We start from the raw sequence: 26,411 nt of genomic DNA on the forward strand, positions 1-26,411 counted from the left end.
TCAGGATGCCGAGCGCTGGAGGATGCCTCGGGCTTCCTTGGCAGCACGGTCAAGGGCTTCCTTGGCGCTGACATCGCCGCGGAGCGCAGCTTGGATATTCGGTGCGAGGGCACCCATGACCTGGCGTGCAACCGGGGACGGTTCGCCGGGGTTGGCGGACTTCAGGGCCTCGGCCATGGCCAGGGAATCGGCGTCCGTGCCCAGGGCGGCGGCATCTGTCCGCGTGGGCAGGTTGCCGGCAGCAGCGTTGAGGGCCTTCTGGGACTCAGCCGAACTCAGGTAGCTCATCACCTTGTAGGCAGCTTCGCGGTTCTCCTTTTTGTTGATGGAAGTCAGTGCGAGCAGCCCGGGGTTGCCGTACGTCGCCTGGACCTTGCCCTGCAAAGGAGCACCCAAGGCAACGTTTTCGGCACCAAGCGCGGCGCGCATCTGCTTCAGCTCCGGCAGTGACGTGGTGGCCCGCATTGCTGCCTTGCCCGCGGCGATCGGTGCACCCTCAACCTTGGGGCCGTCGGTGGCGGCATCCGCGGGAAGTCCACCGAGTTTCTTGAGGTCGATCAGCAATTGCAGCGCCGAAACGCCGGCCTCGGAATCGAAGGCGATGTCCTTGGCGTCATCAGTGAAGACTGTTCCGCCGGCCTGCCATAACAGGGGATAGAAGGACAGGTTCAACGTCTGCTCAGGGCTGCCGGCGTAGTCCATCACTGCGATGCCCTTCTCTGCCAAGATCGGCGCAGCACTGCGGAGGTCGTCCCAGGTCTTGGGTAGTGGAATCCCGGCGTCCGCGAAGATCATGGTGTTGTACGACGTGGTGTTGATGTTCTGGAACAGCGGAACGCCGAACACCTCTTTGTCGAACGTCGCCGCTTCCAAAGTCCCGGGGTAGAAGCTGTCCTTGTCCTGCTCCACGGCTTTATCCACTGGAAGCAGCCCGCGCACGTTGCGGTAGGTTGCGGCTTGGTCGGGCGTAATGAGCACGACGTCGGGTCCCGAGCCTGCGGCCAACGCTGCCGAGATCTGGGCGTCCCGCTTGTCGAACGTCTGGAGTTCGATGGACAGGTCAATTCCAGGGTTCGCCTTCTCGAAGCTGGCCTCGGTGTCCTGCCAGAACTTCTTGCTGGCGGTCTCGTCCTTGATGACGGGGTACATCCAGAGCGTCACCTTGCCGGTGGCCTGGCCGCCGTCGGACGTTGTAGAACCGGCGGAACCGCAGGCGGTGAGCGCCATAGCGGCGGTGACGACGGCGGCTGTCGCCAAAGCGGTGCGGTGCATCTTTCGAATGAACATGGTGGCTACTTTCGGGTGAGGGTGGCTTCTTGGATCGCGCTGAGCGCGAGCTGGTGGCGGCTGGCTGCTACGGGGGCGGTGAGGAGGGGATCGCCGCATTCCCGCATCCAGTCGAAGAGGGCAGCGGAGAGATCCCTGAGGATTTCCGACTGCTCCGGATGGCCGGCGATGTTGTCCAGTTCCTCGGGGTCTGTGGTGAGGTCGTAGAGTTCCGTCGCCGGGCTGGTGCCGATGGTGGGCCCGCCAAGGTCCGCCGGCAGGCTGCGGTGGATCCAGGATTGTGTGGGATCCATGGCGCGTGGTGCGTTGGAAAAGTTGACGATCAGTTTGTGGGTGGGTGTCCGCACTGATCGTTTGGGGTCGTAGTACGTGTGGTAGCTCAGCTGGCTGAAACAGTGGCTTCGCGTAGCCTCGCCTGCTTCGACGGCGGGCCGCAGGGTTGTCCCGGCGAGGCCGTCTGGAGTCGACAGTCCTGCCAGGTCAAGCAAGGTGGGCAGGACATCGACGTGACTGACGATGTCCGACACGCGTCTCCCGGACCACGCTGGGTTGCCGGGATGGCGAAGCATCAGCGCCACGCCGAGTCCGGCGTCGTACAAGGTGCATTTGGCGCGGGGCAGCGCAAGCCCGTGGTCGGTGGTGAACAGCACCAGCGTCTGCTCGCGAAGGCCCAGGAAATCCAGTTCGGCGAGGATGCTGCCGACGCCTTCATCCATGTGTTTGACCGCGCCCTGGAGCTCGGCGATTTCCTCGCGGGCACCGTCGTCGTCCACTAAGTGGGCAGGAACGGTGTGGCCCAGGGAGACGTCCGGTTCGACGCCGTCGGACAGGAAGCCCATCACCCCCGGGCGGTCCCTTGCGGAGGGCACGCGGTGCGGCTCGGTGAAGCCGACCTGCAGGTAGAAAGGCCGGTCGCTGCCGGACATCCGACGCAGCGCGTCAGTGGCGCGATCCACGACGACGTCCCGCGCACCTCCCGTACGGGCGTGGTCGAACCCGAGCCTTCCGGCGACCACGTCGTCGGCCAAAACCCGCGATTCGTGGTGCACACCGACGAGCTCGGTCTGGTAGCCGACAGACTTCAGCCTGTAGGCGATGTGGTCTTTCGGCTCTTTGAGGTCCCAGCCGAACGGCTCGTGGGTCAACCCGAGGACACCGTTGGTCTGGGGATACGTACCGGTGAACAAGGAGGCCCGGGCCGGGCTGCAGTGGGGAGCGGTGGCGAAGGCCTGCTCGAAGAGCACGGACTCATCGGCCAAGGCGTCCAAGTGCGGGGTTGAGACCGTTTCCACTCCGTACGTGCCCAGAAAACGGCCGAGGTCGTGGCAGTGGATCAAGAGGATGTTGCGCATGTCAGCCCATCCGTTCGAGGTCGGCCCGGGTGAGGGCGTGTTCCATGGGCCGGCCGTTGACGAAGCGGTTGAGTTCGTCAACGACGATGCCGCCGGCCCGTAGCCGCGAGTCAACAGTGGCGCCGCCGAGGTGGGGCGTGATGAGCACGTTCGGCAGGGAGCGCCAAGGATCATCTACGGGAAGGGGCTCGGCGTCGAAGACATCCAACGCAGCGTCAATCCGGCCCGAATGCACCTCTTTGTAGAGGGCTTCCATGTCCACTATGGTGGAGCGGGCCGTGTTCACGAACGCTGCCCCATCCGGAAGCAGGGCGAGTTCGGCAGCACCGATGAGCCCCGCGGTTTCACTGGTGGCGGGGGCGTGGATGGCGACGACATCGCTGTTTGCCATCAAGCCATGCAAGGTGGCTGAGCTGTCCGCAAGGGGATCCCCCTCAAGGAGGTATGGGTCGTAGACACATACCTCTGCGCCGAGTGCCCGGCAGGCGTCGATATAGCGGCGGCCTGTTCGTGAGGCGCCGACAACGCCGATGCGGGCGCCGGAGACTTCACGGGCCCTCGGGACGGTGCGGGCATCGTCCCAGTTGGTGCCGGAGCGGAGGCTGTGATCCAGCTGGTGCACGCGGCGCAGCAGGCTCAGCGTGAAGGTGAGCGAGAGCTCGGCGACGGCCGGGGCCATTGCTGCGCCCGCTTGGGAGATGGGGATGCCGGCGGCCCAGAAAGCGTCGCTGACAAGGGCGTGCAGCGAGGACGCGGCGTGGACGACGCATGTGAGGTTCGGTGCCGCTGCCAGGTGTTCGGCGTCGAGGCGGGGGAAGCCCCAGGCGGTGATGAAGATTTCTGTCTCTGCTGCCGCCGCGGCGAAAGCCTCCAATGACTGGAGCTGGGCCGGCGCGATGGCGGTGACTTCGCCGAGCTGGTTCAGCGCAGCGTGGGTTTCCGGGGAGATGAAGGCCGCCCGTTCCACGTCCGGGATGCTCAGGAGAATCCTCGGCCGGGAGGTGGTGGGTGGAGGTGGTGTCGATGCAACGCCGTTGTTGATGTTCATGGGTTGAGATTGCCAGTTTCAATATCTTTTGTCAATGACTAAAGTAAGTATCATGGAGAGTGTGAAAGCAACCGCGCTACGGATGCCAGAATGGGTGGGATCCTTTGCCGCGCAACAACAGGAGCCACCAGCAATGAAGCCACGTGCAGGCAGCAAGGCCCTGATCCGCGAGATCAACGAGGCCCTGGTGCTCGACGTCGTGCGGACTCAATCGCCCGTCTCCCGGGCCGCCATCACTGTTCAGACCGGCTTGAGCGCTGCCAGCGTCACCGGAATTACGGGCAAGCTCATCAACTCGGGCCTGCTGGTGGAAACCGAGATCGCGCCCAGCACGGGCGGCAGGCCCGCCCGCCTGCTCGAACTTGGCCGCGAGGGCGTTTTCGCCGCGGGCGTGAGGTTGTCCGCTACGGAAGCGCACGCCGTCGTCGTCGATTTGCGCGGTGACGTGGTGGCCACGCACAGCGAGCCGTTGGCATCCACGGAACCTGCCGAAGCCGCAGCAGCCGCGGCAAGGGCTGTGCGGGTTGCTGCAGACGGCAGGGAGCCCAAGCTTATTGGTGTGGGGGCGGCCGTCTCCGGCGTGGTGGACCAAGCAAGTGGCCTGGTGCGGCACAGCGGGGCCATGAGTTGGGCTGACATAGCGTTCCAAGAGCTCCTCGAAGAAGCCGCGGACCACCCCGTCATCATCGACAGTTACGTCAACGCCTACACGCGCGGGCTGCTTTTCGACGACGTCTTTGCAGGCCGCGAGATGCTCATCTTCAGCGTCGGCACCAGCCTGGGCGCCGCCGTCGTGGTTGAAGGCCGTATCCAGCGTGGCTTCAACGGTTCTGCAGGCGGCTTCGCTCATTCGAGGGCGATCACCGGTCCCGAGCCGGCCAGGCCCTGTCACTGCGGCGCGGAGGACTGTTTCGAGACCCGCGGCAGCCTGTGGGGCATGCAGCGTGAACTGGAGCGACACGGCCAGGACAGGCGGCTGGACCCCGACGGCGACTCCGCACTGATTGCCGACGCAGCCCTGCACTTGGGCATCGGCATGGCGAACATAGCCAAGGTCCTGGGCCCTGGCCAGGTGGTGGTCGGGTTCGCTCCTGAAGCCGCTCTGGGCACGTTTGCCAAGCAGACCAAGGACGCGTTCGTGCGGCAATACGACCACGCGAATACTCCGCCTCCAATCCTTGATACCGCCATTGCGGATCCCGTAGCGCTGGCCAGGGGTGCTGCTTGTTCGGTGCTTGCGGGACTGTTCACTGCCAGCCCAACTGGGTAGCAGCAGATGCCGTTTTGAGAGCTCAAAACGGCATCTGCTGCTACTTGGATTCGGCCTAGCGCCGCATGGTTTGCATCGCCTGCTGATCGTCAATCCGCACGAGGTTGGGTCCCCGGAGGGTGTACAGCAAACCGTCCTCGTCGGCTGTGATGTGGGGCCCGCTGTACCAGCCGCCATTGATGTCTGCCACAACAACGGACGTCGCGAACGTGATCGGGTCTATGCGGAACACAGTGGTGTCGGATACACCGTAGACAATCCCACGGCTGACCTGGAGGGCGCCGAAGTCCGTGCAGACGCTGCTCAGGTCGCCCCGGTGAACCACTTGACGGGTGTCGAGGTCAATGACGAACAGGCCCGCAGCCTTGCGGGACATGCCGTAGAGGTACTTGCCGTGGATGGCCATTGCTGCGATCCCTTGGGGCTGGCCCGGATCAAGGCGCCACAACTCCTGGTTTGCTACCGGATCCCAGGCAACCACGGTGCTCCGGGGGCCGGTGGCGTAGATGTTGTCCCCGCCGAGGTAGGCCACTCCGTCCTTTGTGGCGACGGCCCGGACCATCTGGAGGGCATCGATTGGATTGACCTTGGTGATGACCTGCGTTGTCACCGGGTTATAAGCGGCGAAGCAGCCGCCTCCGCCGGTATCGTTCTGCGCGCCGGCAATGACCAGCCCGTTGACGGCGTCCCAGCAGACATCCAGCGGGCGGTTTTGCCCGGCAGGGAGGGCAGCCACTTGATAGGGGAGTTGCCCGGTGGAGGGATCGTAGGAGTAGATGCCCCTGGAGTTGTACTGGCCCGCGAACAGGATTCCGCCCACCACCACGGCGTCCTTGGCCTCGCCCGTCGCCCGGAGGTAAGAAACCTGGTTTGAGGCCAATTGGTGACGCGCAATGGTGCCAGTGCCGCCCACATAAACGTCCCCGGCTCCCGCGGCCAGGCCCATGCACGACTGCGGTCCGCCCGGCGCTCCAGCCTGGGTGAGGTCATGCTTCACGGCAGTTTTCGCGACGGGGTCCACCTCGATGACATCGTAAGAAGACACCGTCAAAGCCTTGTTGCAGTAGACGTCCAGGCCCCACATAGCGCCAACATCCTCCGTGAGGATCTGGGTGATCTTCTTGCTGACCATGTTGTAGGACCAGACGCCCGGCTCCTTGACGAAGAAAACGTCGTTGCCCAACTGCCGGAACATCACGCCGGTCTTGGCGATGATCGTGTACTTGGAGTGGTCCGCCAGATTGATCAGCACGGACTTTCCTGGTCCCTTGACCCCTACTCCCAGCTGTCCGTTCAAAACGCTCAACGAAGTCACGGACACACCCGTGGCTACCTCGGCCGGAAGGATGTTCGTGGAGGACTTCGTTGTCCGATCGAACGCAAAGAGGCGGGCCGGGCTGGAGCCGTTGCCGCCTCCCAGTGTGCTGCCTGTGCCGAAATACACGTGGCTGGCAGTGGCAGCCACAGCCTGGGCAATGGTGGCTCCGGGGTCCGGGACACCCCAACTGGTCATGGCATTCGTGGCGGGATCGTACTCCCAGAGGGAGGGTGCATTGGTGGTCAACCCGCCACCGGCAACGTAGACCTTGCTGTCCGGGGCTACAGCCAAAGCCCGGATGTCCCGGTCTCCTGTTTCGCCGACACCCACTGCAGGAGCATTGGGTGTGCTGAGGTCCCAGCGGTAGAGGTTGGGCTTACCGTCGATGCCCTCGCGCAGCACGCCCGCATAGAGGTAGCGGCCGGTGGAGTCAGCAGCCAGGGCTTGAATGCTGTACCCGGAGCCGAGGTCTGTCCTTGAAGTGATGGTGCGGGTGGGGAGGTGGAAGCCGATGATCCGCACAGGATTGAGGTTGCGGGAACCGATGTAGACGGTGTCGCCCACCAGCAGTGAACTCATCAGGGAAAACTGCACGACGGCGGGTCCCAGATCGGTGATTTTCGGACCACCAGCGGTCTGCTTTCCTGGTGCAGCATGGGCTGCGCCGGAGGACATTGCCGACAGTGCTACGGCGAGTCCGCCGATGCCCCCGGTCTGCAGCAATTGGCGACGATTGATGGCAAATGTGGACATGGAAGATCTCCTCATTGAGTATCCCGTGGGGCAGTGATCGTTGGGTGGTGTGGTGTCGTTGGGGACGTTCCGGATACGTCCTGTGCACTGCACTCAGGGTTTCAGGCAGGGGCTGGGAAATCCATGATTCGAACATTTTCAGACATTGGCTGCGTGGAGGTCAGTGCGGACTTTTCCGGTGATGATCGCGGCGGAATTGGCTCGGAGAAACCCCGGTCTTCTTGGTGAAGAGTCGGCTGAAGTAGGCGGGATCGTCGTATCCGGTGAGCGTGGCGACGCGTTGGACCGGCAGGTCAGTGTCCGCCAAGAGTGATTGGGCACGCGACATCCGGAGCTGAATCACCAGCTCTTTCGGCCCCACGCCCGTGGCAGCCTGGACTGCTTGCCGGAGTTCGGAGGCGGTCATGTCCATTGAAGCGGCCAGTTGCGGCAGGCTGAGCGGGAGATGGGCCATCTCATGAAGCCTGGTGAGCAGTTTCTCCTCATCCAAGGGGGACCCGCTGGCGCCATGATTGCGATGCTTGCCGGCCTCGACGAGTACCTGCTGGCAGAGTAGGGAAGCGTCCAGGTCTGAGGGGTTACCGCCCACCGAGAGGGCCGTACGCAGGGCCGGAAAGAGTCCAAGTGTTTCCATCAAGGTGTTTCCCGGGGAACCATTAAGCTGCAGCACGGGGTAGTCGCGGGCGTAACACCCCAACTCTTCAAACGCTCTCGCCGTAGGTCCGGTGAACAACAGCCAGTGTTCTTTCCACCCTGCAGGCCCAGGTCCGTACCCATGGCTCACACCCGGGAAAAGCCACATGATCGCGGGGGCGCGGACCTCGAATCTCTTACCATCAACAGAAAAATGGCCCGAACCTTCGGATACCAGGACGATGCCGTGGCTGCTGAGGGTCCGGCCGGCAAAGGACGGCAGCAGGCCACTTTGTTCCCCGACGCCCAGACAAGCAAGGCCAAGGTCACGAAGGGGGAGTGCCGGGTGCCGGTAGCTTGACCAATTGTCCATAGGCTCCCATGCTGCACTTACCCGAAGCCCAAAACAAGCCACACAAAAGTCCAAGTATCAGCAAACCTGAGTCCATTCACTTCACCGCCTGCCACTGCCACAGTGGAGAACATGTTGACTTCGAATGGCTATGTTCTGGACGAATCGGAGACCCGCCTCGCCGAGCTGGAACCGGTACCCCCTTCCGAGCGCCGGGATCGTGACGCGCTGTGGGCAAGGCTCCGCCGGGATGGCTACCTCTACTTGAAGGGGCAGTTGAAACCGGACCAGCTGCTGGATTTCCGGGAGTTCTACTTCGAGTCCTTAGGCGAAGCCAATGTGTACGCGGCCGGCACGGATCCGCGTGATGGCCTTGCAGCGCCAGGTGATGTGGACCGTGCTGCGTTGCGCCGGGGGCTCTTCGACCGCATAGTGCCGGGACCGGAGTACCAGGCGTTGTGCACTGCGGAGGGGATTGCCGACTGGTTCGCCTGGTTCCTTGGGGATGATGTCCATCTGCACCGCCGGAAGATCATCCGACACACCAAACCGGGCGAAAGCGGCATCGGCACGGCCACGCAGGCCCACTACGATCTTGTCTATCTGCGCGAGGGCAGCGATCGAGTGCTCTCCATGTGGATACCTTTGGGCGATTGCCCTCGGGAGCGGGGCGGCTTGGCCTACCTCGAGGGCAGCCACCACTGGGTGATGGCCCAGGAGCGCGAGGGAACCTTGAAGATGCCCGCTGCCTCAATCACCGCCGATCTTCCGGCGCTGGCGAACGAGCGCGATGCCAGATGGCTCGTCACCGACTACGAGGTGGGTGACGTCGTGGTCCACTCAGCACATATTGTTCATGCCGCTCTGGACAACACGGACCGCCATGGCACCATGCGCCTGTCCACCGACATCCGCTACCAGCGGCTGAGCGAACCTATCGATTGGCGCTGGCAGGAGCATTGGAATTACGACGACGGCCTCTAACCCGCCGCGGCGACTTTCCACCACTCCACGGTGGCCGCTGCAGCTTCCGGCAGGGGAGTCGGTTCCAGGCCCAGGAGTCGCTGGCTCGCGGCCGAGTCCATCACGAACGGGCGCTCGAACTGGTACAGGAGTTCGGCCAGCTCGCGCATGTCCGTGGAGAAGATGCCCGCTACCCGCAGCACCCAACCTGGTACGGCGCTCACCTTGGGTGCAGCAACGCCCGCGGCGGTCGCATGGGCTGTGGCCATTTCCCGTTGGGTCACGGCCGGGCCGGTGGGGGCATGCAGCACGCTGTTCCAGAGTTCGGGCTTCTGCGCAGCTGCAATCATTGCCGCTGCGAGGTCCGGGACGTACGTGAAGGAGTGGGGCTGGCCCGTAGCTCCGATGAACTGCACAGCCTTGCCCGCCAGGATCGGCGTGACCATGCGCTCGCCGGCATGAGCTGTCTTCACCCGTGGGCCGAAGAAGTCGCCGGCAACCACACTGACCGTGGCGGCCGCGTGGGCCTGCCGCGCCTTCAGCAGCGCAGTCCGAATGCCGCGTTTGCCGCCCGCTGCTTCCCTCGGGCTCGATTCCGTCATGATCCGGTCCGGTTCGCTGTACGAGTAGAGACTTTCGGGGAAGACGACGACGACGGCGCCCGCGGCCGCCGCTGCGTCCATCACCACCTGCTCGGCGTGGGGTAGCTCGGCGGCCCACGCTGATGCCCGGTAGGCGGATCCGTGGATGCAATGGAAGACGGCGGTTGCGCCCCTCAGCGCCTCATCAAGCTGCGCAGGATCCGAGACGTCCGCCCGGACCCGTTCTACCAAAGGATGCTCTGGGCCGCTGCCCGAGCGCGTCAGAACCCGGACTCGATGACCCTTTTCTGCCAGTTGCTCCGCGACGGTGTAGCCAACGGGTCCTGCTCCTGTGACGACGTACATGGGTTCCTTCTTCCGGGGCTAATGACGTAAGAGTCGAAAAGTGAGAGCAGTGCTCTCTCAATCAGAATGAACGTTCGCCAACTCAATGTCAAGAGCACTGCTCTCGTTTGTTGACAGCGCTCTCTGTTGTGGGAAGCTGTGATCATGACTTCAGCCGAACCCGCCGCCGTCGAAGCCAGGGAGAAGCCCTCGACTCCCCGCGAACGTGCCCGAACGCAGACCATCGCCGACATTGTTCGGCTGGGTCGCGAGCACCTTGCTGTTCATGGCGCGGCCGCCCTGTCCCTCCGCGCAGTGGCGAGGGATCTCGGCGTCGTGTCCTCTGCCGTGTACCGCTATGTGGAGAACCGCGATGAACTCCTCACCCTCCTGCTGATCGACGCCTACAACCAGCTTGGCGACGACGTCGATGAAGCAGTGAATGCCGAGGCGGAGGATGACTTCGCAGCACAATTCAGGGCACTGGCTCAGGCGGTGCGAATGTGGGCTATCCGGGAACCGGCCAGCTATTCCCTCCTTTTCGGCAGTCCCGTCCCGGGGTATCAAGCGCCGGGTGAGCGCACTACCGTCCCTGGAACGCGGGTCATCGTCCGCCTCGTCGGTATCTTCGATGCCGCATACCGGGCAGGCGCGCTCAACGCCGCGGTGAGTCCCGCCGTCGTGATTCCCGACGGGTTGGCCGCAGACCTGGCAACCATTCGGGGCGAGATGAATCTCGCCGCACCCGACGCAACCTTGGCGCGGGGTGTCCTGGTGTGGACGTCCGTGTTTGGGGCCATCAGCTTCGAGGTTTTTGGGCAGTACGGACGCGATACCTTCGCCGCCCGCGATGAGCTGTTCGACCATCAGCTCAGGGTCCTTCAAGGCGTGGTGGGGCTCCAAGGCTAGGGCGCTACAGTATTCAGATGGCTCGAGGACTGGCAGACATTGGCGCGGAAGGTGTTCTTCTCGCCGGTGCAGGCCGCGCCATTCTTTTGCAAATCGCCGACCCCAAAGTGGGGCACGGCGTAGCCGAGCACAGCAATTTCGCTGAGCGCCCCATGGACCGGCTGCGCGCCACCATGACGTACGTCTATGCGGTGGTCTACGGATCCGAGGAGCAGTTAAAAGCCGTTCGTCGCGCCGTCAACCGCGCCCATGCGCCCGTTCGCCGCGGACCGGAGGGCGCCTCCAAGGGATACAGCGCCTTCGATGCCGAGTCGCAGCTGTGGGTGGTCGCCACCCTCTACGACACCGCCGTCACCGTATACGAGCAGATCCATGGAAAGCTCGACGACGACACCGCCGACCGCATTTACCGCGAGTACGCGCGGATCGGGACAGCCCTGCAGCTTCCGGCGGACAGGTGGCCGGCCGACCGTGCTGCGTTCGCTGCCTACTGGGACAGCCACGTGCGCGGACTCCATCCCGACGATAAAGCGCTGAGGGTTGCCCGGGACCTGCTCTATCCGGCTGGTGGTCCGCGGTTCCTGCGGTTGGCGATGCCACTGGCACGCTTCCTGACCGCCGGCCTGTTGCCGGACCACCTGCGTGAAGGCTTCGGTTTTGAGTGGAGTGCCGGCCACGCCCGCCGGTTCGAGCGGACCATGCGACTGATGGGTCGTGTGTATCCGCGGCTGCCGCAACGGATCCGGCACTGGCCCCGCGACTACTACCTTGGCCGGCTTGTTGTGGAAGCCGAGGTCCTTCATGCGTAACTCCACCTCGGTGGAAGAGTCCATCGACGCCCTTGCCCACCGCTACCTGGACCGGTTCCGGGGAGGCCGCCTGCAGGCCGGGCTCACCGAGTTCGTGGTCTTTGGACTGAAGCAGGCGTGGGCGTGCGTGTTCGGGGCCGCGTTGCTCGCCGTGATCATCGGGGCCCGACTCTGGTATCCGTCGGATGCGGGGCTGGCCCGGAACGATTTCCTGACCCTGGCCGCCGTCGTCATTCAAGTCCTGATGATCGCCTTCAAGCTGGAGACCCTGCGGGAACTGCGGGTGATCGTGCTGTTCCATGTGGTGGGCACGGTGATGGAGCTGTTCAAGACGGACGTCGGATCCTGGGCGTACGAGGCCGAAGGCGTCCTGCGGATTGGCGCCGTGCCCTTGTTCAGCGGGTTTATGTACGCCGCTGTTGGCTCCTACATGGTGCGCGTTTTCCGGCTGTTCGACCTCCGCTTCGATCGATACCCGCGCCGGTGGATCACGGCCATTGTTGCTGGCGCGATCTATGTGAACTTCTTCTCGCACCACTTCATCCTCGACCTCCGCTGGGTGCTGCTGGCCGCCGTCGTGCTTGTCTACGGGCGGTGCGTGATGCACTTCAGGGTGTTCCGCCGTCGTTTCCGCATGCCCATTCTGGTGTCGTTCCTGCTGGTGGCCCTGTTCATTTGGTTCGCCGAGAACATCGGCACGTGGTCGCGAGCGTGGCTGTATCCGAACCAGTTGGCGGGCTGGCAGGCGGTCTCCATCGACAAGCTCCTGGCGTGGTTCCTGCTCATGATCATCTCGGTGGTGCTGGTGGCGTGGGTGTACAAGCCGGAACCGCTCGACGCGGGGGCTGAACTTCCTAGGCTTCGCCGCGTAGCGCCTTGAGCGCGTTGCGGCGCGCTTGAAGCAAGGGCTCGACGTCGGGGACCCGCCTGAGGCTCACGCTTTCAGGCACGGGCGGGTTGCGTTGGGCGTCGATGACGATGCTGAAGATTCCGGTCGTGGCGGCAGCGAGCCAAGATCCTTTTCCGGGCCAGAAAGTGAAGTCCGTGGCCACGCCGTCCACCGTGACGGTTATGCGCCTATTGGTGAGGGCGCTGAACGTCGCGTTCTGGCGCTGAAGCTCCTCCAGATTGTGCGGGATTCCGGCCGAAGCGCGCCATCGGTTTCTGGCAGTCTCGCCGGGATCCTGGGTAGTTGTGACCACTTCCACCAGCGGTCCCGCCGGGGAAAAAGCGTTCCCGTGCATCACCCCGCCTTCGCTGCCATCCAATTGCCAGGACCCCAGCATCATTGGGCCATCCCAGGTATTGATCCCGAAAAGCGGGAGAACTCCGGCGCCGTCCCGGACCTGTTGATCCATTCGGTCATTCATGGCCCAGAACTCGTCCGGGGGCAGGAATCCAGTGAGCTTCATCGCGCCAGTCTCGCAGTTCACCGACGGCGAAACCAGCCCCTGGGCCCCGTCATTCCGGGGGACTTTTCGGTTTGGAAAGCAAAGTTGAGCGTACTTCACTCAACTTTGGATTGACTTAAAACTGAGGCTGAGTACAGTTGAGTGCAGAACGCTCAACTAGCCGATTGTTGAGCAGGCTTCCGGCACGTAGACCGCCCAGCGGACCGCTGTCAGGTGCAATCTCCAACATCGGCCATTGAAAGGAAACAAGATATGTCACGTGCAGTAGGTATCGACCTCGGAACCACCAACTCCGTGGTCTCTGTTCTCGAAGGTGGCGAGCCCACCGTTATCGCCAACGCAGAAGGCGGCCGCACCACGCCGTCCGTCGTTGCGTTCTCCAAGTCCGGCGAAGTCCTGGTCGGCGAAATTGCCAAGCGCCAGGCCGTCAACAACATCGACCGCACCATCGCTTCCGTCAAGCGCCACATGGGCACCGACTGGAACGTCGCCATCGATGACAAGAAGTACACGCCGCAGGAAATCTCCGCGCGTATCCTCATGAAGCTCAAGAACGACGCCGAGAGCTACTTGGGCGAAAAGGTCACCGACGCTGTGATCACCGTTCCGGCCTACTTCAACGACGCCGAGCGCCAGTCCACCAAGGAAGCCGGCGAAATCGCTGGCCTCAACGTCCTCCGCATTGTCAACGAGCCCACCGCGGCTGCACTGGCCTACGGCCTGGACAAGGGCAAGGAAGACGAACTCATCCTGGTCTTCGACCTCGGTGGCGGAACGTTCGACGTTTCCCTCCTCGAAGTCGGCAAGGACGAAGACAACTTCTCCACCATCCAGGTCCGCTCAACCGCCGGTGACAACCGTCTCGGTGGCGACGACTGGGACAACCGCGTCGTCGAGTGGCTCCTGAGCCAGCTCAAGATCAAGGGCATCGACCTCTCCAAGGACAAGATCGCCCTCCAGCGCCTCCGTGAAGCTGCAGAGCAGGCCAAGAAGGAACTGTCCTCCTCCACCAGCACCAACATCTCCCTCCAGTACCTCTCCGTCACCCCCGACGGTCCGGTTCACCTGGACGAGCAGCTGACCCGCGCCAAGTTCCAGGACCTCACCAAGGACCTGCTGGACCGCACCAAGAAGCCGTTCCAGGACGTCATCGCAGAAGCCGGCATCAAGGTTTCCGACATCGACCACATCGTGCTCGTCGGTGGCTCCACCCGTATGCCTGCTGTTTCCGAGCTCGTCAAGGAACTCGCCGGCGGCAAGGAGCCCAACAAGGGCGTCAACCCGGACGAAGTTGTGGCCGTTGGTGCTGCACTGCAGGCCGGTGTCCTGAAGGGCGAGCGCAAGGACGTCCTCCTCATCGACGTCACCCCGCTGTCCCTCGGCATCGAAACCAAGGGTGGCGTCATGACGCACCTCATCGAGCGCAACACCGCTATTCCCACGAAGCGTTCCGAGACCTTCACCACCGCTGACGACAACCAGCCGTCCGTGGCCATCCAGGTCTTCCAAGGCGAGCGTGAATTCACCCGCGACAACAAGCCGCTGGGCACGTTCGAACTGACCGGAATCGCTCCGGCGCCGCGTGGCGTTCCGCAGGTCGAGGTCACCTTCGACATCGACGCCAACGGCATCGTCCACGTGTCCGCCAAGGACAAGGGCACCGGCACGGAACAGTCCATGACCATCACCGGTGGCACGGCACTCTCCAAGGACGACATCGACCGCATGGTCCGTGAAGCCGAAGAGCACGCCGCTGAGGACAAGGCCCGCCGCGAAGCTACGGACACCCGTAACTCCGCTGAGCAGCTCGCCTACTCTGTGGACAAGCTGATCGCCGACAACGACGACAAGCTGCCCGAAGAGGTCAAGACTGAGGTCAAGGCCGACGTCGACGCCCTCAAGTCCGCGCTGGAAGGCACTGACGACGCCGCCGTGAAGACTGCGTTCGAGAAGCTCCAGGCATCGCAGACCAAGCTCGGCGAAGCCATCTACTCGCAGGCCTCCGCAGCTGATGCTCCGGGTGCCGGCGCTGAAGGCGCTCCCGCCGGTGAAAAGGCCGCCGATGACGAAGACATCGTCGACGCCGAGATCATCGACGAAGACGAAGCGAAGAAGTAGCCATGCCTCACCACGGCAACGAAGCAGAGCACTCTGAAGGCAACGAGCCGCGCAAGCCAGTTATTCGGGACAACCGCAAGGTTGACCCGGAGACCGGCGAAGCACGTCAGCCTGACAGCGAAGCTGCGGCTCCCACCGAAAGCAACGCCGCTCCCACGGACGGTGACGCCCTGTCCCAAGCTGAGGAAATCCTCAACGGGGTAGAGGTTCCGGCCGAGGAATCGGTAGCCTCCGGTGCCGCGGCTGAAGCCCAGGCAGCGGAGCTCCGCAACGACCTCCTCCGCCTTCAGGCTGAGTACGTCAACTACCGCAAGCGCGTCGAACGCGACCGCGCCGTAGCAGGAGAGATGGCCGTCATCGGCGTCCTCAACTCCCTGCTCCCGGTGCTGGACGACGTCGACGCCGCACGCCAGCACGGTGACCTCGAAGACGGCCCTTTCGCCGCCATCGCCGCCAAGCTGGAGAACGCGCTGAAGACGTACGGACTGGAACGCATCGCGGATACCGGAGTCGAATTCGACCCCACCATCCACGAGGCACTCATCCAGCAGCCTGGCGAAGACATCGAGGTTGACACGGTCAGCCAGGTGCTGCGCTCCGGATACCGCTCCGGCGAGCGGGTCCTGCGTGCAGCCCAGGTCATCGTGGCTGTCCCGGCGTAGTTACTCACCGAGATGGCAGTTCGTGACAGTGATTTACTAAAACATTGGCGCGAACTGCCATCTCGTTCTTCAACGAAAGGAAACGCTCTTGGCCAGCCAGGACTGGGTTGAAAAGGATTTTTACGCGATCCTTGGTATCGCCAAGGACGCGTCCGACGCGGATATTAAGAAGGCTTACCGCAAGCTCGCCCGGCAGTACCACCCTGATACCAATTCCGGGGATGCTGCTGCGGAGAAGAAGTTCAAGGACATTTCCGAGGCTTACTCGGTGTTGTCGAGTCCTGAGGACCGGCAGCAGTATGACGCCATCCGTGCCATGGGCGGTGCCCGGTTTGCTCCGGGTGCTGGCGCCGGCCGTGGTGGTGCCGGAGCCAACGGCGGGTTCGAGGACCTGTTCGGTGGCTTGTTCGGCGGTGGGCCCGGCGCTCGTCAGCCTGCCGGTGGTGGCGGTATCCCGCCCGAGTTTGCCGACCTGTTCGGTGGCGGCTTCGGCGGAGCTGGCCCCACCGGGTTCCAGCGCGCCCCCCAGAAGGGCGCCGACCGGACGGCGACCACATCCATCTCGTTTGCCGGCTCCATCAAGGGCACCACGGTGAGCCTGCGCGAAAGCAACGGCAACGTGATCGACGTCAAGATCCCCGCCGGCATCAAGGACGGTCAGAAAGTCCGCCAGCGCGGCAAAGGCAACGTTGGCCCTGCCGGCAATGGCGATCTCATCATCACGGTGAGCGTGAAGCCGCATGACTTCTTCCACCGCGACGGCGACAACATCCGCATCCACGTGCCGGTCACGTTCGCGGAGGCGGCGCTTGGCGCCACCATCGAGGTTCCCACGCTCGACGGCGACACCGTCAAGGTGCGCGTCCCGGCCGGAACGCCGTCGGGCCGTACCCTCCGGGTCAAGGGCCGTGGCGTGAAAACGTCCAAGGCGACCGGAGACCTGTTGGTGACCATCGACGTCGCTGTCCCGCAGAACCTGAACAAGGAAGCGGAGGAAGCCGTGAAGGCGTTCGCTGCCGCCACCACCGACGCGGACCCGCGTCACGACCTGGCCGCAAAGGCCCGGTTGTAAGGAGGCGGTCATGGCCATCGACGTCAACCAGCCGATCTTTGTCATCTCCGTCGCTGCGGAGCTTGCCGACATGCATCCGCAGACGTTGCGCCAGTACGACCGCTTGGGCATCGTTTCGCCCAGCCGTGCTCCCGGGAAGTCCCGCCGCTACTCGCAGAACGACGTCAACAAGCTGCGGGAGGTCCAGCGGCTCTCGCAGTCAGGCGTCTCGCTTGAGGGCATCAAACGCATCCTCGACCTCGAAAACCAGGTTGCTGCGTTGCAGTACCGGGTGACCGAACTGACGGAGGAGCTGTCCCGCCGTCGCTCACCGTTGGATGCCCGTATCTTCGCGGCAGGTGCGGCGGGCGACGTCGTTAGTTTGGCCCGTGGGCAGCGTCCCCGGGCCCGGTCGCAGGCTGTTGTGGTGTGGAGGCCGCGAACGGGGGAGAGCCGCGCTTAGCCACTGGAGCTAAGCCCGGCTCCGGTCCCAGCTGACCACCACGCGTGCAGCACCTTCTTCGGTCCGCTCCACATTGGTGACGATCTGCGATTCCTTGGCACCCATGTCACGGATTTGCTGCCGGTAATCCTCAAGATGCTCCTGCAGCGACTCTTCAGTCCATTCGCCAGGCCGCATCCTCGTGGAGATCTCCACGGGTTCTTCCCTGACAAGAATCTCGTCGGGTTGCGTCTGCGGTTTTTTGGCCGGCTCAGCTTCGCCGGGCTGGACCAGCATCCGGAAGCCGAAAACCCCACCCGCTATGCCAGCGACGAGGCCCGTGGCGATGAGCCAAATGGCCCTTCCCGGTCCGCGGCGCCTTTGAACGGCTTCAGTGATGCTTGGTGCTTTCTTTGAGCTTCGTCGTGCCATGGGGAGTTCAACTTTCCGTCGGCGTTCGGTAGTCCGTGCATGAGCAGGCGTAACCCGCCACACCATCGTAAGCATGCTGAGAACCGTTGGTAAGTCGAGACCGCCGTCGAGTACTCAACGCTCGACGGCGGTTCGCGGCCTTTGGCGCTGAGGGAGGTACTGCCGCTACCCGTAACAAGGGGCTCTCCCACACATCCCCTTTACGGGTTCTGATGGATAGGTGACCTCCACCAGCACTTCCTCAAAACCCTCGCTGTCGCCGGCCCCGCCCTCAACAGGCCGCATTGCACTGGCTGTTTCGACTCTGGGCTTCTTCGTCATCACGCTCGACGCCCTGATCGTCAACGTGGCCTTGGCAACCATTGGCGCCCAACTGGGTGGCGGAACGGCAGGCCAGCAGTGGATCGTGGACGGCTACACCCTCATGTTCGCGGCCTTGCTGCTGTTCGCCGGCACTTTATCGGACCGTATTGGGGCTAAACGTGCGTTCACCCTCGGGCTGGTGCTGTTCGTTCTCGCATCGGCCGCCTGTGCTTTTGCTCCGGTTCTATGGGTGCTGATTCTCGCAAGGTTCGTGCAGGGCGCTGCCGCCTCGCTGATGCTGCCGCCGTCGATGGCCCTGATCCGCGAAGCCTTCCCGAACGCGATCCAGCGTTCCAAGGCCATCGGCCTCTGGGCGTTGGGTGGAGCGGTCGCCGCTGCGGCCGGACCAGCCCTGGGTGGCCTGCTCACCACCCTGGATTGGCGGTTGGTCTTCCTCATCAACGTCCCGGTGGGTGCGGTGGCGGTGGCATTGCTGGTGAAGGTCCCCGTCTCACCGGTGCGGCCGGCGAGGTTCGACTGGCTCGGACAAATCACAGCCCTCCTCGGTATTGGGGCCCTCATCTATGGGCTGATCGAGGGAGGGGTCCTCGGGTTCGCGGCGCCGCAGGTCATCGCTTCCTTGGGTGCAGCGGCTGTGGCGATCGCCGTTTTCCTTGTGGCTCAGGCCCGCGGGCGAAACCCGATGATGCCCCTTGACCTTTTTCAGTCTTCGGGACTGCGGATCGCCCTTTCGGTGGGCTTCAGCTTCATGGTGGGGTGGTACGGGATGGTGTTCGTTATCAGCCTTTACCTCCAACAGCACCTCGGCCTGTCCCCGCTGCTGGCCGGCTTGGCCTTCCTGCCGGCGTCCGTACTCATTGCCATCAGCAACGTGGTGGCCGGCCGGATGGCGGCAAAGTTTGGCCCGCGTGTCCCGGCAGTTATGGGCCAACTGCTCATGGTGGCGGGGTTGCTGGGCATGCTCCTGGCTGCGCCCACGGGATCGCTGGTGACTGTCGCACTTCTTCTGATCCCCATCGGCGTCGGGGGAGCCCTGGCCATGCCGCCCATCACCGCCCATGTCCTGGACAGCGTCCCTGCGCATCGCTCCGGGACGGCCAGCGCAGTCTTCAACACCTTCCGGCAACTCGGCGGTGCCCTTGGGGTAGCGGTGTTCGGCGCCCTGCTGGTCGCGCCTGCCGGGTTTGTCCCCGGTCTGCAGACGAGCCTGCTGATCGCAGCCTTGTTGCTCTTCGCGACGGCAGTTGCGAGCCTTTTCATTCGTCGGATCCAGAACTAACCAATCAAAGGAGACACCCCTTGGCACTTACCGAAACTGCACGCAAGAACCACGATGAACTATTCCCCGGACAGCTCCCCGCCCTTGCGATCACGGACCCTGAACTCGTGGAGATTTTCAACAACTTCAGCTTTGACGAGACCCGCCGCTACGGAAACCTGGACATCAGGACCCGCCTCATGGTCCAGCTTGCCTCGCTCATCGCATGCCAGGGCATGGGGGAGTACAGGACCCTGGTGGGCGCGGCCCTCACTGTCGGCGTGACTCCGGTTCAGATCAAGGAAGTCGTCTACCAGGCGGTGCCCTACGTCGGCATGGCGAAAGTCTCGGACTTCCTTACTGTCACCAACCAGGTCCTCACCGACCACGGAGTGGAATTGCCGCTCACAGGTCAATCCACCACTACACTGGCCGACCGGGCAGAGAGGGGCCTGTCCGTCCAGAAAGTCATCGCGGGCCCCGAGCGGGTGGAGGCCATGCGTGCTGCCGCAGCCGGAGATGAGAAGCACTTCCAGGATTACCTGGCTGGCAACTGCTTTGGCGACTACCTCACCCGCGGCGGCCTCGACGTCGCTACGCGCGAGCTCCTCACCTTGTCCATGCTGGTGTCGCTGGGCGGCTGCGAACCTCAAGTGAAGGGGCATATCCAGGGCAACCTCAACGTCGGCAATGACCGTGCGCGGATGCTTGAGGTCATCAACGCCTTGCTGCCCTACATCGGCTATCCGCGGACGCTCAACGCGCTCCGGGTACTCAACGACGTCGTCCCGGCCCACTGAACAGCGTGGCTGGGTTCGGCAGGCGGACCTGTGGCTTGATCGGCAAAACGGGCAGATAATGAAGGCATGGCACGGCAAGCAGCGCGCGTGCTGATGGCCCGAGCATCGTGAGGGTGATAACGGTGTCGTTGTCCGATGAAGAACGCAGGAGCTTGGAAGAGCTGGAGCGGGAACTCGCTTCGACCGATCCCGATCTCGCCTCCGAGCTGACATCGGGCCGGCCACGGGGAGAGGCTGCCCGCACGATTCTCGGCAGTCTGGCCGTTCTAGGCGGCTTTGTCATGGTGATCGCCGGGATCGTCACCCAGCTTGTTGTCCTGGGCGTGGTGGGTTTCCTGCTGGCCAGCGCAGGGGCGTATTGGCTGCTGTCCGGGACCTCACTTCGGAGAAAATCCGGAAGGCACGACGGCGAACCCGTACCTTAGCGGGGCCCCTCGCCTGTCGGCTCCGGGCACCCAGTAATGCTGATGCGCCGCGCTGATTAGTGCCGATTGTGCGGGGGCGGCTGCTTGTGCGGGTCGTCCCCTAGGGAACCGGCGGCACGGGCGGCTGGGCCGGCGTCTCAGGCTGCTTGACGGGTTGAGGCTCGCCCGGGGGCACCATCATGCGCCAAGCCAGGACAGCGCCCGCTCCAGCGACAACCCCGATGAGCAGGCCGATCACCCACCCGGACAGGCGCGGAGCGCGCTGTCGACTGCTTCGTTTCAAGGCCTGCGTTGTCTTGTTCACTGCTTTGGCCGCCGCGCGTTGGGCTTCTTTGGCGGCCTTCTTGTTGCCCGTCAGAGTGAGCATGACGCCGTGAACCACGGCCGGGACATCGGCATGATTGATGCGGGTCAAGGCCCACTTCACCACCGCATCGGCCTGGGATGACGTGCCGTCCGCCGCGTGTGATACCCATTCCCGGGCGAGATCCTGCGCGGCGGGAATGATGTTCTGTGCTTTGTACATGATGCACCCCTCCAGGGAGTAAATGGCTCCGTTAGCCAGCCTACGCCGGAGCCCCCTGTGACCAACAGGTACCCCTGCGACCAACAGGTGCTCCGGCTTCGAAACGTCAGTCGCGGACTACGGCAGCCAACTCCACCGGGCTCTCCAGCCCGGCCCACTGCCCGCTGAGGGTCAGCTCGCCGTGGAGCTCCGGAGCGGCCGCCGAGTTGGCGGAAGAGTCCGCGGCCACGTCAACCACCCGGGCAACTTTCAACCGCAGCTCGCCGGCGTCAATGATGGTCACTCCGCTGCCCGAAACCGGCGCCGAGGCACTCAAGGCGGGGACGCCGCCGTCGAGCTTTCCACTGCCTTTCACCGTCACTGAGCTGGGACGGGGCTCCGGCTCGCCATCGACGATCAGCTGGGCCTCTTCCTGGCCCGTCAAGATGGCGGTAGCCAGGGCTTTGACGTAGATGGGGTCGGCGCAGGCGTCGTACACGTAACGCTTGCCCAGAACCGAATGATCCATGGTGCCGATGAGCCACTCCTCGGCGCCGGCCAGCTCGTAGCCCCGGTAGCTCAGGGGAACCTGGTAGATGCGTTCGCCGGCGGCGACCACGTGCGTCTCGATCCCGACCTCGCCGGCGGGATCGTCAAAACGGTAGGCGCCAATAAGCTCCGGCGTGCCCTCCTGGATGAACCAGGGCTGCTTCGGCAGGTAGCCGGCGATGAGGTCGAGCTTGGACGGGGACAGGGTTGCCTTGTGAATGATCGCCATGCATCCCAGCCTAGGGCAGGGTGCGGCGGCTCCCGAATGCAAGCACCCTGCCCCCAGCAACTAGCGCGTAGGCAACCCACCCACGAAGGTGGTCACCACCGCTGTCTTTGCCAGCTCTTCCGGCGTGACGAGCAGAGGATCCTGCTCGAAGACCGTGAGGTCGGCCAGTTTCCCAACGCTGATGGCGCCTGTTTCCGCGCCAAGGCCGGCAGCGGCTGCCGCATGGCTCGTGTAACCCTCCAAGGCCATCAGCGCAGTCAGGGCTTGCTCTGGTTGGACCGGCTCAACGTCCGGCCTCTCAACCGGCCGGCGAAGGATGGAGTCGGCCATCATGGCCCGGGGATCGTACGGCGTGATGGGCCAGTCGGACCCGAGGGCCACGGTCACCCCTGCCTCCCGCAGATCCCGGCACCGCCAACCGTGGGCAGCCCGTTCGGCACCCAGACGAACTGACCAGTTGTCGGTACGGTCCGCCCGGGTGTGGTGGGTCCCGTGGACCGGCTGCATGCTGGCTGCGACACCGAGTTCGGCGAACCTCGCCACCAGATCGTCAGGGATGGTCTCGATGTGCTCGATCCTGTGAGCGGCCAGCCCTCGCGAATCCCCGGCAGCCTCGAGAGCTTCGAGGACGTAGCGCACGCCTTGGTCGCCGATTGCATGGGTGGCTGTGGGGATGCCGCGCTCAACGAAGAATCCCAGGGCCTTCTGGAAGTCGTCCGGATCAGTCCACACCGACTCGTTGTTCTCGCCGTAGATGTCCGGTTTCTCCAGCCAGGCCGATCCATTGTCAATGGTGCCGTCAATGAAAAACTTCACGCCTTCCACGCGCCACCTTCGGCCACCGGTGCCCTGCAGGGCGGCTGCCTCCTCCAGCTCTTCCATCGACGCCCCGGCATTGACCATGGGAGAGAAGCGCAGCCGCAGGGGAAGATCGCCTGTGGACTCCAGGTGGGCGGCAAGTTTTCCGGACCCTTCGGCATAGTCCATGACATGCGTGGAGGTGATTCCGACGGCGGCCATCCCCTTGAGCAGCCCGGCCAGCCTTTCGGCGCGGATGTCGAAGCCTTCCTGCGGGAGGACTTTCGTCACCAGGTCCATCGCGCTGAACTCGACGAGGTAGCCGGTGGGCGTCCCGTCGTCGTCGACGTCTATCAGCGACTCGTCCGGAAAGTCCACCGGGCCCGTGATGCTTGCCGCGGCCAGGGCCGCTGAATTGACGATGGCCGAGTGGCCGTCCCGCATGCGCAGGAACATCGGCACGGGACCGGTGGCGTCGTCGAAGCTCCGGCCGCTGAAGCCGATGTCCGTGAAGAGGTTTGGGTCCAGTCCCCAGCCGATGACCCACCCGCCAAGGTGGGCAGCCGTGGCGGCGTCGGCGACGATCCGGTGGACCTCCTCGAGAGGCCCGAGGTCCGTCAACTGCAGGCCTCGGGCCAGATCCAGGCCAAAGACCACGTGCGTATGGCTGTCATTCAGGCCAGGGACAATCGTCGCGTCGCCGAAGTCCCGGATTACGGTGTTGGGTCCCCGGTGCTGCTCAACGTCCGCAAAACGCCCGACGGCGGCAATCCGGCCGTCCCGTATCGCAAGGGCGGTGGCGGTTGGCATGTGTGGGTCCAGGGTGTGGATAGTGCCAGCAAGGATGATTGCGTCCGCGACTGTCACGTCAGTGCTCCTTCGCTCACGGGTTCCTTTTTCTTGAGCCCCTCGAACAGGGCGTCGACACGGGCCTGTTCTGCGGCCTGAGCCGGTTTGGCCATCGAGACCACAAGGTAGACGGCGAGGTTCACGATCAACCCGGCCACTCCGGAGGTCAACCCGCCCAACCACGGAATGGAGAGGGGGCTTGGGTACATGAGTTCCAGCACGGCGGCCACCAGGATTCCGGAGACCATGGCAGCGTTTGCCGCGGCCGCTGTACCCCGGCGCCAGAAGATCCCGAGCAGGAGGGTGGGGGCCAGCTGGCAGATGGCCTGATAGGACACGAAGGCCACCACAATCAGGCCCGAGACCTGGTTTGCCATCAAAAGCGCGGCACCGGCTGAGACGAGCGTGATGGCGGCGACTGCGATCTTTGCGCCCTTCGCGGACTCGATGCGCTCATGCTTGTGAACTCCGATCACGTCGTTGGCCAACTGCGTGCCAACGGCCTGCAGGTTGGCTCCGACGTTGCCCATGGTGGCGGCCACAACACACACGCCAGCAATCGCAACCATGCCCACGCCACCTATTCCCGCAAGGATGAACCACACGGTATCCGGGGCGTCGGAAACACTGGGGATGCTGGTGGCCAGCAGGCATACCGTAGTGAGCGCGGCGGAGAACAGGAACATGATCGGTGCTGCCTGAACGGCGGACTTCTGTACCGTTTTAGGGGTTTTGACGCTGAACATCCGAACAAAGAGGTCTGGCCAGCACCAGGCGCCCATCATTCCCGTGAAGATCAGGGAGAACAGATAGAACGGGCCGGCCGCGCTGCCTGGACCGGGCAGTTGGAGCAGGCTGGGTGAAATCTCGTTGAAACCGTGGCCGTTGGTGATGAGCCACACCATGAGTCCGAGGATCACCAGGAAGCCGACACCGTAGGCGAAAATCCCTTGCACCATGTCGCTGATGATCAGTCCGCGGGTACCGAGCTTCACGGTCCAGATCTGGCGCGCGGCGATGAAAAGCACGCCGATCACCACGGTTATGTAGGGCGAAACCTGCCCAAAGGAGAGGGTGGAAAAGACAAGCCCAAGGGACTGCATGCCCAAGACAACCCACGGTATGGATGCAAGGACGCCGATGAGGGCTGCGATGACCCTTACCGAGCGTGAGTTGTAGCGCAAGCCGAGCAGGTCTGCTTGTGTGCGGAGATCATGGATGCGGCCCCACTTATTCACAGGCGTGCCGAGGAAGAACATCAGCACCACGCTGAGCAGTGAGTAGGACAGGGAGTAGAAGCCGATTGCCCCTGCGCTGGCAGTGAGGCCGGCGAAGGAAATGAACATGGTCCCGGCAAGCCAGGTGTTGAGGAACGCCATGGTGCCGAACCAGGAGCTGAACGAGCGGCCTCCGGTTGCGTACTCACTCATGGATTTGTCCACGCGCCGGCCGCGGCTCATGACGACCACCACCAGCACGGTGAACAGGAAGATGGATCCGTAACCGATCAGCATGTTCATGCCGTTTCCTCCTCGTCGGCATCCCGCATCATCCAGAGTCCTAACAGCGACAAGGTCACCAAGGCGTTGGCCACGAGGAAGTACCAGATGGTGGATTGACCGTCGCTGAACAACCAGTGCACGGGTGGGGCGAGCAGGAGCAGGATATCGACCACGAAGATCGTCCTGCGGATGTGGCTTCGGCGGTCCGAAGTCAGGACAGCTTGGGACATTGGGGGGATCCATTCCTCCGGGCGTCGTTGGCCGGATGTAAGCGAAGGAGACGATTTGCGGGAACGTTCCCGCAAATAAAAGTGTGGGACGTCACAGGGTTGATGTCAAGGGCTTCCCGAACATCCGGGGAGCGTCATCGCCCGAGCGCCGCCTAGGATGAGGTCATGGCGAGAACCCGGGCAACCATCATGGACATCGCGCGGGAGCTCGGCCTGTCCAAGACCACCGTCTCCAGTGCCTTGGGTGGCTCCGGCCGCATCTCCGACGAGAAGCGCGAACTTATCCAGGAAACCGCGGACCGCCTCGGCTATGTCACCAACCGCGCTGCCCGCAGCTTGCGCGTCAACCGGATTGGCACCATCGGGCTCCACATTCCTCCGGTAGCCCGCAGCCTGGCGTTTTACATGGACTTCGCCTTTGGAGTCACTGAGGGCGCTGCCGCAGCCGACTATGACGTCACGCTCTTCGCACGCGAACTCACTCCACGCATGGCCTTTCAGGTGGACGGGGTGATAGCCATCGACCCCGCGCCAGGTGAGCCTTTGGTGGCCGCGCTGCTCGCTGGCGGCATCCCGACGGTCAGCGTCGGTCGGTATTCCGGTCCTGGCGAGGAGCGGGTCCAGGGAACGCTGGAAGCACACCACGCCGAATTGCAGACCCAGGCCCTGAACCATCTCCTTGCCCGTGGGCGGCGACGCACTGCTTTGCTTGCCATTGACGACGAAATAGCTTCATCCTGGGCCGTGGACACCCGACGGACCTACACGGAGTGGTGCATCCGGAACGGGCTGGAGCCCCAAGTGTTTGAGGTGGGAGCCGGTGCAAGCCCGCGTGACTTGGTAGCGGCCATAACCCAGGCTGTGGACCTGGGCGGCGCGGATGCGCTGGTCTGCGGTGCGCAGGGACAGGCTGCTCAAAGTCAGATTGTCTTGGAAGGCCGGGGACTCGCACTGGGCGCGGACCTGGATGTTGTGTCCTTTGCCGGTGCCGCTGCGTTGGAAACGGGCAATCCGCTGATCAGCTCGATTGACCTGGCGCCGCGTGCCTACGGAAAGGCAGCCACGGAACTCCTGGACGCGATCATCCAACACCCTGACGCGCCGCCGGTCCATCGGTGGTTCGAAGGCGCCAGCGTGCACCTCGTGCGCTAACTCGCGTTTGGGTGGGCTGACCTAGGTGCTGGGGTGAGCGAACCCCGGGCCGC

The 26,411-nt window shown here is 63.8% G+C and carries 26 protein-coding genes; 13 read left to right on the top strand and 13 right to left on the bottom strand.

The window, feature by feature from the left end; translation table 11 throughout:
- Genes RQH14_RS19920 through RQH14_RS19930 form a run of 3 tightly spaced genes read right to left on the bottom strand, consistent with a single transcriptional unit; the run spans position 1 to position 3,687 of the window.
- Complete coding sequence (locus tag RQH14_RS19920) at positions 1–1,287, bottom strand: extracellular solute-binding protein (protein ID WP_311214858.1); 1,287 nt, start codon at positions 1,285–1,287, stop codon at positions 1–3.
- A gap of 5 nt (positions 1,288–1,292) precedes the next feature.
- The gene (locus tag RQH14_RS19925; protein WP_311214859.1) at positions 1,293–2,639 is read right to left on the bottom strand and encodes a sulfatase; all 1,347 of its coding nucleotides are present in this window, start codon (positions 2,637–2,639) and stop codon (positions 1,293–1,295) included.
- 1 nt (position 2,640) lies between these two features.
- Positions 2,641–3,687 (bottom strand): hydroxyacid dehydrogenase, encoded by a 1,047-nt coding sequence (locus tag RQH14_RS19930; protein ID WP_311214860.1) that lies wholly within the window; start codon positions 3,685–3,687, stop codon positions 2,641–2,643.
- A 133-nt stretch (positions 3,688–3,820) separates the two neighbouring features.
- On the opposite strand from RQH14_RS19930, the gene RQH14_RS19935 reads away from it, so the two are divergent.
- Entirely contained in the window at positions 3,821–4,957 is a 1,137-nt protein-coding gene (locus RQH14_RS19935) for an ROK family protein (protein ID WP_311214861.1), read from the top strand.
- Between the two features lie 55 nt (positions 4,958–5,012).
- Here the strand turns inward: RQH14_RS19935 and RQH14_RS19940 are convergent, their stop codons facing one another.
- Together RQH14_RS19940 and RQH14_RS19945 are read right to left on the bottom strand one after the other, a co-directional pair.
- Complete coding sequence (locus RQH14_RS19940) at positions 5,013–7,028, bottom strand: hypothetical protein (protein ID WP_311214862.1); 2,016 nt, start codon at positions 7,026–7,028, stop codon at positions 5,013–5,015.
- 160 nt (positions 7,029–7,188) lie between these two features.
- Positions 7,189–8,034, bottom strand: coding sequence for an AraC family transcriptional regulator (locus tag RQH14_RS19945; RefSeq protein ID WP_311214863.1), 846 nt, complete (start codon positions 8,032–8,034; stop codon positions 7,189–7,191).
- Between the two features lie 111 nt (positions 8,035–8,145).
- On the opposite strand from RQH14_RS19945, the gene RQH14_RS19950 reads away from it, so the two are divergent.
- Positions 8,146–8,997, top strand: a complete 852-nt coding sequence (locus RQH14_RS19950) for a phytanoyl-CoA dioxygenase family protein (RefSeq protein WP_311214864.1) — start codon at positions 8,146–8,148, stop codon at positions 8,995–8,997.
- On the opposite strand, the gene RQH14_RS19955 is transcribed toward RQH14_RS19950, so the two are convergent.
- Positions 8,994–9,923, bottom strand: coding sequence for an NAD-dependent epimerase/dehydratase family protein (locus RQH14_RS19955; RefSeq protein WP_311214865.1), 930 nt, complete (start codon positions 9,921–9,923; stop codon positions 8,994–8,996). The two genes, RQH14_RS19950 and RQH14_RS19955, sit on opposite strands and share 4 nt — an antisense overlap.
- Before the next feature lie 144 nt (positions 9,924–10,067).
- Here RQH14_RS19955 and RQH14_RS19960 point away from each other — a divergent pair, with 144 nt between their 5' ends.
- Genes RQH14_RS19960 through RQH14_RS19970 form a run of 3 tightly spaced genes read left to right on the top strand, consistent with a single transcriptional unit; the run spans position 10,068 to position 12,500 of the window.
- Entirely contained in the window at positions 10,068–10,811 is a 744-nt protein-coding gene (locus RQH14_RS19960; RefSeq protein ID WP_311214866.1) for a WHG domain-containing protein, read from the top strand.
- Between the two features lie 17 nt (positions 10,812–10,828).
- A complete protein-coding gene (locus RQH14_RS19965) occupies positions 10,829–11,620 on the top strand; it encodes an oxygenase MpaB family protein (protein WP_311214867.1) in 792 nt (263 codons plus the stop codon).
- Positions 11,613–12,500 carry a DUF817 domain-containing protein gene (locus tag RQH14_RS19970; RefSeq protein ID WP_311214868.1) on the top strand — a complete coding sequence of 296 codons (888 nt, stop codon included), beginning with the start codon at positions 11,613–11,615 and terminating at the stop codon, positions 12,498–12,500. The genes RQH14_RS19965 and RQH14_RS19970 overlap by 8 nt, the downstream gene beginning before the upstream one ends.
- Here the strand turns inward: RQH14_RS19970 and RQH14_RS19975 are convergent.
- Positions 12,475–13,032, bottom strand: a complete 558-nt coding sequence (locus RQH14_RS19975; protein ID WP_311214869.1) for a hypothetical protein — start codon at positions 13,030–13,032, stop codon at positions 12,475–12,477. The genes RQH14_RS19970 and RQH14_RS19975 overlap by 26 nt on opposite strands.
- 252 nt (positions 13,033–13,284) lie before the next feature.
- On the opposite strand from RQH14_RS19975, the gene dnaK reads away from it, so the two are divergent.
- The 4 genes from dnaK (at position 13,285) to RQH14_RS19995 (ending at position 17,326) form a co-directional block, all read left to right on the top strand.
- Entirely contained in the window at positions 13,285–15,150 is a 1,866-nt protein-coding gene (gene dnaK / locus RQH14_RS19980; protein ID WP_311214870.1) for a molecular chaperone DnaK, read from the top strand.
- Positions 15,151–15,152: 2 nt separating this feature from the next.
- Positions 15,153–15,812 (top strand): nucleotide exchange factor GrpE, encoded by a 660-nt coding sequence (locus tag RQH14_RS19985; protein WP_311214871.1) that lies wholly within the window; start codon positions 15,153–15,155, stop codon positions 15,810–15,812.
- 88 nt (positions 15,813–15,900) lie between these two features.
- Complete coding sequence (locus RQH14_RS19990; RefSeq protein WP_311214872.1) at positions 15,901–16,884, top strand: DnaJ C-terminal domain-containing protein; 984 nt, start codon at positions 15,901–15,903, stop codon at positions 16,882–16,884.
- A gap of 10 nt (positions 16,885–16,894) precedes the next feature.
- Entirely contained in the window at positions 16,895–17,326 is a 432-nt protein-coding gene (locus RQH14_RS19995; RefSeq protein ID WP_311214873.1) for a heat shock protein transcriptional repressor HspR, read from the top strand.
- A 9-nt stretch (positions 17,327–17,335) separates the two neighbouring features.
- Here RQH14_RS19995 and RQH14_RS20000 read toward each other — a convergent pair whose 3' ends face one another.
- Positions 17,336–17,737 carry a hypothetical protein gene (locus RQH14_RS20000; protein WP_311214874.1) on the bottom strand — a complete coding sequence of 134 codons (402 nt, stop codon included), beginning with the start codon at positions 17,735–17,737 and terminating at the stop codon, positions 17,336–17,338.
- A 220-nt stretch (positions 17,738–17,957) separates the two neighbouring features.
- Between RQH14_RS20000 and RQH14_RS20005 the strand changes: the two genes are divergently transcribed.
- The 3 genes from RQH14_RS20005 to RQH14_RS20015 all read left to right on the top strand — a co-directional run bounded on the left by RQH14_RS20005 (position 17,958) and on the right by RQH14_RS20015 (position 20,544).
- Positions 17,958–19,340 (top strand): DHA2 family efflux MFS transporter permease subunit, encoded by a 1,383-nt coding sequence (locus RQH14_RS20005; RefSeq protein ID WP_311214875.1) that lies wholly within the window; start codon positions 17,958–17,960, stop codon positions 19,338–19,340.
- A gap of 20 nt (positions 19,341–19,360) precedes the next feature.
- Entirely contained in the window at positions 19,361–20,119 is a 759-nt protein-coding gene (locus RQH14_RS20010) for a carboxymuconolactone decarboxylase family protein (protein ID WP_311214876.1), read from the top strand.
- Positions 20,120–20,241: 122 nt separating this feature from the next.
- Positions 20,242–20,544, top strand: coding sequence for a DUF3040 domain-containing protein (locus RQH14_RS20015; protein ID WP_311214877.1), 303 nt, complete (start codon positions 20,242–20,244; stop codon positions 20,542–20,544).
- A 100-nt stretch (positions 20,545–20,644) separates the two neighbouring features.
- On the opposite strand, the gene RQH14_RS20020 is transcribed toward RQH14_RS20015, so the two are convergent.
- The 5 genes from RQH14_RS20020 to RQH14_RS20040 all read right to left on the bottom strand — a co-directional run bounded on the left by RQH14_RS20020 (position 20,645) and on the right by RQH14_RS20040 (position 25,206).
- Positions 20,645–21,070, bottom strand: a complete 426-nt coding sequence (locus RQH14_RS20020) for a hypothetical protein (RefSeq protein WP_311214878.1) — start codon at positions 21,068–21,070, stop codon at positions 20,645–20,647.
- A gap of 106 nt (positions 21,071–21,176) precedes the next feature.
- Entirely contained in the window at positions 21,177–21,827 is a 651-nt protein-coding gene (locus RQH14_RS20025; protein ID WP_311214879.1) for a CG0192-related protein, read from the bottom strand.
- A 60-nt stretch (positions 21,828–21,887) separates the two neighbouring features.
- Complete coding sequence (locus RQH14_RS20030; protein WP_311214880.1) at positions 21,888–23,492, bottom strand: amidohydrolase; 1,605 nt, start codon at positions 23,490–23,492, stop codon at positions 21,888–21,890.
- The gene (locus tag RQH14_RS20035; RefSeq protein WP_311214881.1) at positions 23,489–24,994 is read right to left on the bottom strand and encodes a sodium:solute symporter family protein; all 1,506 of its coding nucleotides are present in this window, start codon (positions 24,992–24,994) and stop codon (positions 23,489–23,491) included. The genes RQH14_RS20030 and RQH14_RS20035 overlap by 4 nt, the downstream gene beginning before the upstream one ends.
- Positions 24,991–25,206, bottom strand: coding sequence for a hypothetical protein (locus RQH14_RS20040; RefSeq protein ID WP_311214882.1), 216 nt, complete (start codon positions 25,204–25,206; stop codon positions 24,991–24,993). Before RQH14_RS20040 ends, RQH14_RS20035 begins: the two co-directional genes overlap by 4 nt.
- Before the next feature lie 165 nt (positions 25,207–25,371).
- On the opposite strand from RQH14_RS20040, the gene RQH14_RS20045 reads away from it, so the two are divergent.
- On the top strand, positions 25,372–26,358 hold the full coding sequence (locus RQH14_RS20045) for a LacI family DNA-binding transcriptional regulator (RefSeq protein ID WP_311214883.1): 987 nt from the start codon (positions 25,372–25,374) through the stop codon (positions 26,356–26,358).
- The last annotated feature ends 53 nt before the right edge of the window (positions 26,359–26,411 follow it).

The organism is Arthrobacter sp. WCS2018Hpa-7, assembly GCF_031843805.1.
GTDB lineage: Bacteria > Actinomycetota > Actinomycetes > Actinomycetales > Micrococcaceae > Arthrobacter.